The sequence below is a fragment of the Nostoc sp. genome, from assembly GCF_036916985.1.
Taxonomy (GTDB): Bacteria; Cyanobacteriota; Cyanobacteriia; order Cyanobacteriales; family Nostocaceae; genus Nostoc.
The window spans coordinates 22,659-36,194 of the sequence record NZ_JBALFD010000055.1 but is presented as its reverse complement, the minus strand read 5'-3'; the positions used below and the strand labels follow the sequence as shown (position 1 = coordinate 36,194).

Annotated in this window: 5 protein-coding genes and 1 riboswitch; of the genes, 2 read left to right on the top strand and 3 right to left on the bottom strand. The window is 44.2% G+C overall.

What is annotated here, in order from left to right; all coding sequences use genetic code 11:
- Positions 1-562: 562 nt before the first annotated feature.
- Positions 563-3,616 carry a phytase gene (locus V7L07_RS19075; protein ID WP_335060534.1) on the bottom strand — a complete coding sequence of 1,018 codons (3,054 nt, stop codon included), beginning with the start codon at positions 3,614-3,616 and terminating at the stop codon, positions 563-565.
- A 359-nt stretch (positions 3,617-3,975) separates the two neighbouring features.
- Positions 3,976-9,768 (bottom strand): lamin tail domain-containing protein, encoded by a 5,793-nt coding sequence (locus V7L07_RS19070; protein ID WP_335060437.1) that lies wholly within the window; start codon positions 9,766-9,768, stop codon positions 3,976-3,978.
- Between the two features lie 772 nt (positions 9,769-10,540).
- Positions 10,541-10,715, top strand: a riboswitch (cobalamin riboswitch).
- Positions 10,716-10,737: 22 nt separating this feature from the next.
- Here V7L07_RS19070 and V7L07_RS19065 point away from each other — a divergent pair.
- Together V7L07_RS19065 and V7L07_RS19060 are read left to right on the top strand one after the other, a co-directional pair.
- A complete protein-coding gene (locus V7L07_RS19065) occupies positions 10,738-11,151 on the top strand; it encodes a DUF1636 domain-containing protein (RefSeq protein ID WP_335060532.1) in 414 nt (137 codons plus the stop codon).
- 438 nt (positions 11,152-11,589) lie between these two features.
- On the top strand, positions 11,590-11,976 hold the full coding sequence (locus tag V7L07_RS19060; protein ID WP_335060435.1) for a hypothetical protein: 387 nt from the start codon (positions 11,590-11,592) through the stop codon (positions 11,974-11,976).
- 140 nt (positions 11,977-12,116) lie between these two features.
- On the opposite strand, the gene V7L07_RS19055 is transcribed toward V7L07_RS19060, so the two are convergent.
- Positions 12,117-13,406 (bottom strand): lipid-A-disaccharide synthase, encoded by a 1,290-nt coding sequence (locus V7L07_RS19055; protein WP_335060433.1) that lies wholly within the window; start codon positions 13,404-13,406, stop codon positions 12,117-12,119.
- Positions 13,407-13,536 lie beyond the last annotated feature (130 nt).

The window sequence follows — 13,536 nt, the reverse complement described above, 5'->3', positions numbered from 1 at the left end:
GAGTACAAGTATGCAACTAGATTTCAAGCTTAAGTTTGTCGATAGTAGTTATGAAAGAACTTGAGCATTATTAATATTTTCATTAAAAGATTAAGAAAAGAATAAGTTAGGCAGAAGAAATGATTAAAGTATATAGCAATCCTATTTGAGTTGTGAAAAATATAGATTAGAAAATGAACCGCCTTCGTGCAGCGTCTCATTAGAGAAGGACGCCAAGGACGCAGAAGAAAGAAGAAAGAGAGATATAATTTTTACAGATTATCTAGGACTGCTATATCTAAGCTGCAAAAATAGTTTTTGTTGAATTTAAAAAATAAAGAATAAAAGTAATATCATGTCCGCTTAAACACTTATCATTGTCGTAAGTGATTTAGCGGACATGATATTAAATATAAATACAAATATAAATTTTCAATGATGATTATGAGGAGATAGAATTTGAATTCTATTAGTTTTAATTGGCTAGCGATCGCATCAAATTCCCAATCCAACAAATAAACTGTAGTGACGCACAGCTATACGTCACTACGAAAGGCTTTTCTATCAGAATCTAGGCAAAAAATTAAGCTCCTACACTAGCAGAGAAAACAAAATCATTGGCGGTAAGATTAGTTGATGTAATTCCAACTAATAAAACCAAATCAGTATTTCCTGTCTTCACTAAAGTGTCATTACTTTGTTGCAATAGTGTTAAACCACTAAATTGACTAACACCAATACCGCCAAGCCCGATTTTATCAATGCCGATCGCAAAGTCAGTCACGATATTCTTGCTAGTTGGCAGACTGGCGTTAGCAATCCAGAATTGGTCAGCACCAGTACCTCCACTGAGGCTATTACCACCCTGTTGACCAGCAAATAGCACATCATCACCGTCGCCACCAAACACGGAGTCATTGGCATTGGAGAAGAGTTTGTCATCACCAGAACCACCATAAAGACGGTTATTGCTGTCGTTACTGGTGAGGGTGTCGTTACCTGAACCACCGAATAATGATTGATGAGAACCTTCAATTACTGTGAGAGTATCATCACCTGCCGCCCCAAACAAATTATTACTACCACTAGCTTCCACCACGGTAATAACATCATTACCATTGCCACCATCAGCATTGGTATTTTTAGCCGGGCCATTTTGACCAATTACAATTTGATCGTCACCGTCTCCACCGGATACTGAAGAGTTGCTACCTACGAGTACAGTGTCATCACCGCTTCCAGCTTGGATTGTATTATTTTCAGTACCCTCGACAAAATCTGCGCCGTCACCTGCTAAGAGTGTTTTTCCTGGTTGAACTGTCACATTATCGCTGTTGCTAGAACCAAAATTGCCGGAGAAGGTTGTCAGGTTAGCAGGATTGCGAGGATCGTAACTAGTGGTGTCGATATTTAGAGAATTGGGCAAGGCATTGGCTATATTTTCCCAAGGTACTAGCTTGAAGTTAGAGTTGACATTTTCGCCATCGATGGTTTCGGCTGGTTCATTGGAGCCGTCTTGAGTGACAAATAAACCAAATGGGAAGTTAGGCCCCAGTGGCACGTTAATGACATCAGCGCCATCTGACTCTTGCACGCTGTCAATTGACCCATTGTTACCAATGGCAAAGTTACCCACGTATTCGTTATTACCTTCACGTGTGTAGGCAACAAAGGTGCTATCGCCTTGGCTGGATGCTAATAAGTAGCCTGTGCCGTTTTTGCCGTAGTAGATGGTCAACCCTTCAGCGTCATCGGTGAGGTGAGAACCACCCTCAAAACGGACGCGATCGATTAGCTTACCTGTTGTGCCACTATCCGGTTCTGCCTGGAATTTCCAAATGCCTACATCTTCTTGGGCGATGTAGAGAAAGCCGGTTTCTTGGTCAACCACCATACCTTCTGTTTGAGGAGAACGCCCTGCTGCGGTGGGTGAGGGGATGGTGAACTCGCGCACCAGTTCCGCCCCAATTTGACCATTACCTTTATCAATCAATTTGAATTGAGCTATGTCTCCAGTTTGGCGGCGACTGGTAAAGACATAGTAATCATTCGTTATGGGGCTACGGTATAAGGTAAGTCCGTAAGAACTGCGAGTTGATGCAGAATAGGGAGGTTCAAAAGGTGATGTTTGGAAGATTGTACCAATATTACTATCGGTGATATTTTCCAGGTATTGACCGGGAGTGGTGGGGTTGGGGTTGATTTTGAAGATTGCTAGTTTGTCATTTTGGCGATCGCTAGCAACGGCAATATCAATAGATTGATTGCCTAATTTAAAACCGTATTGCAAATCAATGTTGTTGTAGCGAATGCCACCGGGATTAACTGTTTGCAACAAATTACCAGACAAGTCATAAACCCGCAATCCAGCATTTTTGACTGAGGTTAAGACTAGGCTATTGGCAGCATTTGTGGCATTAACATAAATGGCAGGGTCATCAGCATCAGCATTTTGATCTACAACAGGTAGTGCTGGATCTTCATCGTCAAATAAATCGGGACGAGTTTCTACTGTGGGTGCAGCAGTGGGAACTAAGTCTGCACCCAAGGTGAGGATTTGGGTATATTGGGTACTACCAAAGTTGTTGTCACTCACCAACACAATGGACTGACGACCATCTGCTAGTTTGGGGCCGAAGGCAATGCCTTCTATATTATCCACTCCTGTAATCGGGTGATTTGCATCAGTAGGCAGATTGAGGTCAGTTAAATTCAACAGCAGACGTTTTTGAGCAGGTGCGATCACTGCTAGTTGTTCAGCACTCAAATTATTGAGAGAATCGTAGGAACTGATATCAGTTGCACCTTGCAAAGAAACTTCGTAGATTTTGATGGTGTTGCCTACACCTTGGGCAAAGGAGCGTTCCAACGCAAGGAAAGTGCCACGATTATCGATCGCTAATAAATCTGCCAAACCATTGTCAGCGGAGCCTGTGCTAGGGTTAGGCGATTCGGGTATTGCATCAGTAATATAGAGGTATTCTTTTTCTGCTTGTCCTGTAACCAGATTATATTGCAGAATCCGGGAACGGCTGCCACTGGTGAGTGAAGCCTTTAATCCATCTTGAGAGAGGGCGTTTTCAGTGGCGGTGAATAGGGTTTTCTGGTCGGGTGTAATGGTAAGGCTTTCAAAGGCTAAGTTATTGTAAACACCTGATGTCTGCGTATCACCTGCATCGACAATACCATCGCCATTGGTATCTTGAACTACTGGTAGGAATTTACTGGGGACAAGTAGTGAGCGTACCTCTTGCCCTGTAGCTAAGGAAAACTCTTTAATAAAGGGATTGGTAACACGACCTGCACTAGGATTAACTTCACCTTCCGAAGAGATGAAAACAGTCCCATTGTTGGTTAAAGCAATACCTTCTGGGTCGAGGCTGTTAAGAGCAAAGAAGTTGCCGTTGTTATTTTTGAGGGGTGTGACATTGGTAAAAGTCACCCCGGAATCATTGGCAGTGAAGGTATAAAAACGGGCTGGGGCAACTTGGGAGCGATCGTCTGAGATTGCGTAATATCGATTATTTGCGGCATCATAAGTGACACCAGAAAGTCCACCCACTGGAGTCTGTACCCCATTTACTGTTCCCGCCGCACCAGTAGGAATAAAGCCTGTGGGAAAAATACTCTGCCTCACAAACCCCACATTGGGAATGGTTGTCCCTGGTTCATCGAACTGAGGAAAGCGAATTGTGTTTGTAGTAACCATAGTTAAATTTCAAGATAGATTCCAAGAAAATTGGGAGTGGGCGTTTCTTGCAAAAGCCTTCATTTCAAACTCTTACTTTCTACGCCTGTGTTACCTCACGCGATGTGCGACTTATTCTTGAAACCCCACTTCCAAACCTCTCCCCGAAACAGAGAGAGGCTTTGATTCTCGCTCCCCAACGCTTGTAGGGAAGGGGTTGGGGGTTAGGTCTGAGAGAAAGTCGTACACGGCGTTACCTCATGCGATCGCTCTCAAGTTTCCCCAAAGGGCGATCGCTTGAATGTGCGTTAAACAAACACGAAACGAGTATCTGTTGCCAAATTGGTATTGCGATTTAACCCGTTTTCTACAACAGCAATCAATTCCGTTCCATTGTTGGTGAAAATGCCTACATCCGATCTAACTGACCCTAGTGAGTAATTGTTAGCAACTCCCTTAAGCTGAATCTGATCGTTTGCTTGGAAGTTGATAATATCGGCGTAATCACTGTTACGGGAACTAGTATAGAAAACTGAACTAGCATCACCTAAAACGTAAGTATCTGCACCCTGATCGCCGTTGAGGAGGTCAATTTCGTTTGTACCTCCTCCCCAACCAATGAGGCGGTCATTACCATTGCCTCCAGAAAGTGCATCACTGCCAAGTCCACCTAAGATTGTGTCATTACCATCGCCGCCAAGGAGTACATCTATACCTCCTTTGCCATCAAGGTAATCATTGCCCGATCCACCGTCAATTAACTCACTGGTATTAGTGCCGATGACGCGATCGCTTCCAGCGAGAGCATTGACTATGTATCTGTTCAAACCAGTAAGCTCGCTGACAAAGATGATGTCGTTGCCAGATGTCGCCTTATTATTGGCAACAGTCAGGTCAAAAGAATCGCTAACATTAGCGCCACTCTTATCAGTGGCGGTAACTGTGACTGCAAATATCCCAGCTTGAGAAATATTGCCAGATACTACACCTGTGTTAGCAACGATACTAGAACCAGTGGGTAAGCCCGTAGCGCTGTAGCTGAGGGTATCGCCTCGATCTACGTCAGTAAATTTATTGCTGACATTGAAGGAGAAAGCTTTATTCGTAGAGATAATTTGGTCGTCAATGGGTTGCACTACCGTGGGTGCTTCATTGAGATCGTTAACTTGGATCGTCAATGCCTTTTCTACGAAAAGTCCACCATTATCGGTGCTGCGTACCCGAATGCTGTAGGAAGATTTGCTTTCAAAGTCTGGGGAAGCGTTGATTTTTAAAGTGTTGTTGGCGATCGCAAATGCAGCGTTATCTGCATCACCAGTCCCAGCAACTAAGCTGTAGCTGAAAGTGTTACCTGTATCCGGGTCAGTAGTAGTAAATGTACTTACCACTGTATTTGCTGGAACATTTTCATTGACACTGGTAACATTCAATGAAATATCTGTAGGAGCAGTATTTCCGGGCAAATTAAACCGAGCTAGGCTGGGGTCATGATCGCTATCCTGATCGGCAAACTCTGAGTTGATGTGAACTACATCGTACCCATCCAGTTTACTGAGCAAACTACTACTTACTAAAACGTGGTCAAGTGTCTGGGCGTTGCCTTCAAAGTTGTAGGTGTAACGCTCGTTTGCAGGCAGGGTTTCAATTAGAGAAGTCAGTCCAGCGCTTTCTAAAATGCTGACGGGGTTAGAGAACTCAAAATCATTTAAGTCACCCGCTACTATTACATTGGCATTGGGGGCGATCGCTAAAATACTTTGGACAAAGTTTTTCACCACCGTAGCTTGTTGCTGACGCTGCACTTCGCTACTGAGGGTTGGCGGTTGGTTTGGCCCGTATAGCGGTTGGTCGCCACCTTTAGAATTAAAGTGGTTGCCAATTATATAAACAGTTTTACCGTTGAAAGTAAATTCACCAACTAAGGGTTTACGACTGCTAGTAAAGGCGGGATTGGTGGGGTCAATCAAACCAGGACTATTAGAAACTGTAGGAACACCAGAGACGTTAGTGACTGTAGTGTTGGAGGTGGAAGTACCACCAGGGCGATCTACAAAGCTGACACGATTGGGATTAAACAAGAAACCCACTCGAATATTGCCACCCGGTTCACCGCCATTAGTATCGTCTACTGGGTTGATTTGGCGATATTGATATGTGGGGCCACCAGCAGCAGTAATTGCATTAATTAATGTTTGGAAAGTGGTGCTGGCATCAACGACGCTATCATTCGTCGGCCCGTTATTGTCCTGAATTTCTTCGAGACTAATGATATCTGGTGATTTGAGGTTATTAACAATGCGGCTGGCAAGGTTGTTAAACTTGGTTGCACCATCACCTGGGTCAAGGTTTTCGACGTTGAAGGTAGCAACTGTTAATTGATCGGTGGTGGGAGTTAAATTAGTAACTTCCTTGGTCAGCGTGTTGGAAGTTACACTTACCGAGGTTGGTAGAACTTCGTAGTTGCTGAAACTATAATCGACCACACCCGTAATCGTTCCGAATGTCGCACCGACGTTAACTTGGGGTGAGCTACCAGAGGTAAATAGAGTATCATCAATTTGGATACGCTCTGGATTAAAATCATTGGGACTAATTACCACACCACCGCGCGCTGTGCGTCCGGTAGCATTAGCGCCGTTATCTCCCAGTAACCAAATCTCTCCAAAAGAATTAGTCGGACTAACTGCCACAGGATTATTTACCTGTACTCGCATTGCTTCCAAGCTTTCGTAGAAATCAATGCCATCTTGGGCAGGGTCAAAGGTGGTCGTTCCAGTTTCGATATTACCAGTAGTATCGTTGTCGATTACCGACGTTGGGATAGTTCTGCCACCATTACCCAAAATTATGGCAGTTGGTAAAGCATTGCCACTGGAGAGTTTGGTAATCGTGGGGGTAATAATCTCTGTGGTCGTCAGGTTGGCGCTGGTAGCACCACCAGGACGGAACTCGCTCACTGTACCGCCGACTAATACAGAATCACCCACTTGCACAGTTGGGGCTGATGAGGTAAAAACAAAAATACCTTCAGAAGTGCGATCGTCGTTATCTGGGTTGGGGTCTTGCAAATAGAAGCCATTAGATTTTAGGGCTGTGACAATTCCTGCGACATCAGCGACTTTTTGCCCATTTAACGGCGAGATGTGAGATGCGCCTTGGATGTCGTGAATGCGAGGAGTGAGGACTACAGCGCCGAGTGTAATGCTATCGGTGCGGAACTTTTTGAAGTTGTTCTGTGATAAATCTTTGGCTGCTGTACCGTCGTTGTACAGAACGCTATTGCCATCATCACTGACGAATTGAATTTGCGAAGTATCTGTTAAGTTGTCAGGGATGGTGATAATTCCTTCGGGGTTGAAGCTAGGAGGGAATGTCGCCGCCCGCAATTGGGGAGCGCTGTTGGGGTTGCCATCCCAAGTGTAGAGGCGGAAATCATTCGGGGCTACTCCTGCGTCTCCTGCTGGGCCAGCAATAATCACATACTGGTTATTGGCATTCTTGCGAATTTCTCGAATACCCCGACCACCTAAATCTAATTCGATGGGAGCGCCAAATTGTGCCGAGCCTTGTGTACCACCATTACTAGCTGATATCAAGCTAGCAAAGTTAGTGACGGGAACGATGAGTGCGTTGGAGCGTCCAGAGGGGGGAACTTGGGGAGCGCGGAAGGCAATATAGGCTGTGGTATTGTCGGGGGAAACTTCTAAGCCTTCAATGTTATAGCCGTCCGCTTGCTTCGACCCGACATTAGTGGCAGCACTGGCAGCCAAACCGTAGTAATTAGCTCCCTTACCGTGACCGTTGGTGACATCCCAGTTGATGATGTCTTCCTTTAAAAAGTCATAGCGACCTACATAACTGAGTGTGGTGGATGCTCCCGTACCACTAATATCTGTAGCAAAAATGCGATCGCGGTTAGGGCGAGATTTCCCATCATCGCTATTGCTTTGTGATCCTAGCCAGAAAATACGATTGCCTACTTTTGTAGAAGCTTCCAAATCGACTTCTCGATTTTCGGTCAGTCCAAGAGAACTTGTGAAGTCAAACCCAGTTATCGGTAGTCCCGACTTGCTGGAATCGTAGAGGCGCAAAACTTGATTTTCGTCATCGGCTTCTAAGAAGAATGTCCCACCCACGGGAATAGCTGTAGAGGCATCACTCGTACCCGTTAAAAATTGAGTTGTAGCAGTACCATCATTCGCCGATGCTGCGTAGGCGATCGCATAGTTAGCAGTACTAGTACCATCACTGACACTTACTGTAATGTTTGCAGTCCCAACACCGACAGGATTAATTTTGAGATTGCGACTGCTGCCAGTGCCAGTTAGGGTGAGGTTGCCGTTAGGAACCACTGCGGCATTATTGCTGGTGACTGTGACAGTCAAATTATCTACAGGGGTATCGGAATCCGCGATCGTAAAGTTTATACCCAAGGTTTTTGCCGGATCGTTGGGGTTGCCAATTACACCGCTAATTGCCCCCGTCCCTGTAGCAGCCAAAGCACCGTTAGCATCTAATAAGTCTGTGGTGCTGGCTGTGTCCAGTTGAATAGTTGGCGCTGTCGGAGTTGTGGTATTAATAATGTAAATGCCTGGGCTGCCAATGTCCCCGGCGGCTGAATAAGAGTTGTTGGCATCACCTACCGAGGAAAGCTGCCATTTGGTGATATCGTTACTACCAAGATTTGCATTGCTAGTGGAGCCGCTAACATTTTGGGTGCGAATACTACCTGCAATAGTTTGATCGTTATAAGTGAGGCGATCGATGAGACTATTAGAAGCATTGTAGATATTGATTTCGTCAGCACGTCCGAGGTTGTTGGCGTTACCACCGAGAACTTTCACAGAAGCAGGAAGACTCCAAGCGGTGCGGAAAGCCGCAGCAGTAGCTTCTGTAATAATTACGGACTCCCCAGACGCAACGGTTCCGAAACCACTCAAGTTAAATGAGCCGGGGGTGCGAGTATCGTCGTCAAAACTCCATCCCGTTAAATCTATGGCTGTATTACTAACGTTAGTCAATTCGACAAATTCACCAGTAGCAGCACTACTGTACATATACTCGGTGATTCGGAGAGTAGACGAAGCCGAATCGTTGTCGGTAATGTTTACTGCAAGTCCAGGAATTGTAATGGCGTTGTAGTTAGTATCTGTACTAGTTGCTGTATGAGTAATGGTGTTAGAATGATTTCCTTCAACCAAGCCATCATTTACCGCAGTTACTATTACGGTTTGGGCTACGTTCCAGTTGGCAGGAGTGAAAGTTAAGCTATTAACGTTGGTTGTGGTTTTTGTTTGAATATCGCCATTATTGATATTGATGGTAACATTTGCTGTTGGCTGGCTATTCAAGACTACTGTGTAAGAATCTGTAGCACCACCTTCAGTTACACCTGTGCTACCCCCTGATTGGGTAATGGTGACACCTGCTGAACTAGGAACAGGTACCGATAAAGAAAAATCATCGATCGCTAGAGCATGATCGTTTCCAGGATCGTTATTTTCAATCCAACGAAACCAGAGTGTACTGTTATTTCCCCAATTTAAGGTATTGAGTGTACCACCCAGATTAGCTACTCGACCAGCTACATTTCCATCAACCACAGCAACACTTGTAGTTGCTATAGGAGAAGTCCAATTAAAGTTTCCACCAAGGGTAGTCCAATTAGGAACTGTAGTAAAGGATGTACCAAATCCGTACTCTAGAACCATTGACTGAGCAGTAGCGTTTCCATTGTTGCGCCATTGTTCACCATTAAAAGCAACATTTAGGCTGTTAATGGTTGAGCCAGTGGTATTTGTGGCAGAAAAGGCAATCCATCCAGCAACGGCTCCTAATGCGGGATTACCAAAGTAGGCTCCTCCTGAACCAAGCCCCCCTAACGCCCGATCGGTCGAGCCTGTTGAACCATAACTGTAAAAACCGCCAGAATTAGCACTTCCATTGTTTGCTGTGTAAGTCGCGATCGCATTACCAGGAACAGGCTGACTGAAAAGAGACCAGCCAGCTAATGTAGTATCATTACTCCAAGGAGTAGTAGAAGTACTTGTGGTAAGACCATCAAAATCTTGAGAATAGGAACCACTGAAATTAACAGGCATACCGACACCTCAGTAAATAAATAGTTGTTTTTTGAGCAATCAGCAACGCTTTGAAAAGTCAGATGAAGTATGAAGTACGATTGCTTACTGATTAAGTGCGATCGCCCTTGGTAATTATCCAAAACACTATTCAAAAAGCGATCGCAGGTTTCGCAATGCTTTAAAAAGTGCCTGAAAATTTGGTATCAAGAATAATTTCTCGTCGTAGTAAAATACATCACATTAAAATGTAATGTTCATACAGATAAAATCATTTACATATTTAAGCTCCTGAGAATAAAGTGGGTATCTGAGACTTATTCGTGGGGCGATCGCAAGACAATATCAGCATAAAAAAATTGAGTATGTAGCATAAAATAAGTACATACTTTACTAGTATTAATTCGTATTCCTTAATTTCAAACTATCCCGGTAAGTTTAAGAGACAGCTAGCAAAAGGTTAAAACAATAAATATTTGGTAGTTAGTTGCCCTCAGATATACACTAGTACAAGAAAGCAAAAGTAAAAAGGCAAAAGTAAAAAGAAAGAATGCTTATTTTGTAAGCTTTCTGGCTATTGTAAATGGGTGGTTTATTTCCGCCGTGTTGTACTAGTAGTCTGTCCCATTAAATTTGTTGGGCTGCTAGATCCCCGACTTCTTTAAGAAGTCGGGGATCTGAACACCACTAACCTCTCAAAGTATTCCAAGCTCTTGCGCCATTTAAAATGTTCGCGCAGTGTTCGCACCAGAAGACAACTCTTCCCAGTCCCCAATCCCCAGTCCGTAGTGTATGATCGATAAGGTTATTCGGTTCTGGTGGGAGTCAGCTACCAGAGGTAACGGGGAAAGTTCGGTGTAAATCCGGCGCTGTCCCGCAACTGTGAACCAATTTGAGATTAAGGAACTCAGGAATCGAAAATCTCAAATTGAGTGAGTCAGGATGCCCGCCGAAATAGATTTATCAGTTTCACATATCTGCGAGGTACAGATGACTACTACTGTAAATATTTCCCCAACCAGTCCCTTGGGTGTTGCTGAACATACTTTATTTGTTTGCAAAACTTGTGCCAGTGTTTGGCAAAATGGCAAACCTTTCGGTGAAACTGGTGGTCAAAAACTTCTAAACCAACTTCAGCAGCTTGCACAAGATTGGGATTTACGAGATCAATTCCCGATTCAGGAAGTTGAATGTATGAGTGCTTGTAATCGTTCTTGTGTAGTTGCCTTTACTGCCAAAGGCAAATTAACATATTTATTTGGTGACTTAGGCGTTGATGGTAGTGCCTCTGCGGTACTGCAATGTGCTAGTCAATACTATGGCAAAGCAGATGGTTTACTGCCTTGGTCAGAGCGTCCAGAAGGAATGAAAAAGGGCATTTTAGCAAAAATTCCACCTTTATAAAGAAGAACTCAGAATCAATAGTCAACGAAGAGGAAAAGGGGCAGGGGGCAGGGAGGAAACCCCATAAATAAAAGGGAAAAGGGATGAACAGTTCGCCCACAAGGGGCGAGGTTTTTACCTTTCCCCCTTCCCCTTCTTCATAAATTTAACGTGAGTTCGACAAGTCTTATTTGACCTCTCCCCCAGCCCCTCTCCGACACGGAGAGGGGAGCAAAAAGCTTAATTTTTCGTTGCTCCTCCCTTTCCGTTTCGGAGAGGGAGGTTGGGAGGGAGAGGTTCATCGAACTCACGTTAAATTTAGGGGCTTGAAACCCTTTTTGCAGTGGAATTCCAGTATCTTTCCCCCCACCTCCCTGCTCCCTGCTCCCCTGCCTCTTGGTCAGAATACCCTTTATAGGTAGAGTATTATGAATTCTGATTGCAGGACTCCCCCAAGCAATGCTGACTGAAATTTTGCCTTTCCGCTTTGAGTTAGACACGATCGCGATCGCCGGAGCGAGTTTGTGGTCATTGGCGCTATATTTAGGTTTTTCCACAACCAGGGAATGGGTAATTAAGCAACTCAATCGCTGGTTTAACTTTGCCGAGCGATCGCTTTATACCAGCCAGTCAGAATTTGAAAAGACTCGTAAAGCTAGAGAATCCCAAAACGCTTTCTACGCCTCATTATTTAGCATTGTGCCTTTTTTGGTAGTCGGCACTTTATTTAACTGGGGTCTGGAAATTAGTTTAGGTGAAAGTTGGGGAATTAGTACAGGTATATTAGCCTGTATGGGTGCCGGCATTTATGAACTTGGGCGCAGAGATGCAGAATCCTCGGATTAAGAGAGATGAGGGAGATTAGGGCGAATGTTGCTCCCCCTGCTTCCTCATCTCCCTTATACCAATTCACGAAATTATTGATACAGATCACTTCCTCTGCTCCTCTGCTTGCCCATGTGTATCATTTTTTAAGTGAAATGGTATTATTTCCCAATTTCCTCGCTAACAATCTGTGCTATCTTTTGGGCAGCACCGCTTTCACCGCGAATATTACGGAGTTTAGCGCGGATTTCAGCCAATTTTTCTGGATGGGCTAATAAGTCTACAGTCATTTGTGCAACTTCTTGCGGTTGAAGTTTTCCCACAAGTTCGGGTACTATCTCTTCTTGTGCCCAGATATTTGGCCATGCTAATAAACCTTTGCGTTTCACGAATCTCAGAAATAGCCAATTAATTACCTTAGCAAAAGGCGTACCTAGCCCTGGCAGATTTGCTAACAACCCAGGTAAACCATCCCAAGAACGCATAGCGTCAAGTTGCTGCGTTGGCAGCAAAACAATCATTGGCACTCCTAAAGCACCGAGTTCGGCAGTGTTTGCCCCCACTGTAGTCAAGCAGATACAGCACTCGGATAATAAGTGATATGCAGGGTTTTCTTGCCACAGTTCTACAGTTAAACCCGTTGTTGTTTTTAGCAATGCTTTGCCTTTAGCCTCCTCTGGAACAATTAAGGAAGCACCGCCAAAGCCAAAAAATTTAGCAATAGAGTTCTTTTGAGGATCGGCAAAACTAGCTAAAGTTTGTAAATCTAAAGTTGGGGCTACAGGAATCACAAACTTGGTTTGGGGTCTTTGAGCGTAGATATATTCGGCAATACCTAAAAATAATGGCACTCCTTGAGCTAATTTTGCTGCTTTTGATCCAGGGAGTATACCAATTAATTCAGTTTTGAGTGATGGAATAATCGGCAGAGAAGAATTTGAATCTAGGCTTTCTCCTGCTTCACCTGCTGCTTCTAGCATCAAATCACCGACAACGGTGAATTTGTCAGCATATTTCTGGGGGACACGGGCAGCAACTTGGGGTTTCATCACGCCAAAGCGGTTAATCCATTTATACCAACGGGCTTCCCATTCGGCGTAAACTACTGTGCGATATCCGAGCTTTTTGCCTATAACTACGGGAAAAACTTGATCGCCGCCGAGAAAAACGACGACACCGCGATCGCACCAGTCCCAATGATCAAATGTTTTGCCCCAAAGCAAAAATTGCCAAAAATGCTCTGCTCCCTGAACTCTATCTACTTCTGGGTAAGAAAGAGCGATCACTCTTTCTTTGCCAGTCGCATTTGGGCAAGGTGACAATACCACAGAAATCCTGACGATGGAACGGTCATCGCCTAGTTCTTGCCGCAACGCCTTGACTACTGGACGCACCCAGGTTGTTACCTCACCTGGGCCATTGGAAAGGATGAGAATATCTACTTGAGTCATTAGTTAATGGTCAGGAGTTAGGGGCCATTAGTCAAGAAAAAAATATTACTAAATTTGTTCCTGTATTATGGGTATGTACTGTAACTTCTTAATAAGATTTTATAACCTTTTTCACATTTAATTTGCGTAG

What these genes read in the sequence shown, in the direction of transcription:
- V7L07_RS19070 (WP_335060437.1), bottom strand. Translation starts at nt 9,768, where the DNA reads ATGCCTGTTAATTTCAGTGGTTCCTATTCTCAAGATTTTGATGGTCTT.
- V7L07_RS19065 (WP_335060532.1), top strand. Translation starts at nt 10,738, where the DNA reads ATGACTACTACTGTAAATATTTCCCCAACCAGTCCCTTGGGTGTTGCT.
- V7L07_RS19060 (WP_335060435.1), top strand. Translation starts at nt 11,590, where the DNA reads ATGCTGACTGAAATTTTGCCTTTCCGCTTTGAGTTAGACACGATCGCG.
- V7L07_RS19055 (WP_335060433.1), bottom strand. Translation starts at nt 13,406, where the DNA reads ATGACTCAAGTAGATATTCTCATCCTTTCCAATGGCCCAGGTGAGGTA.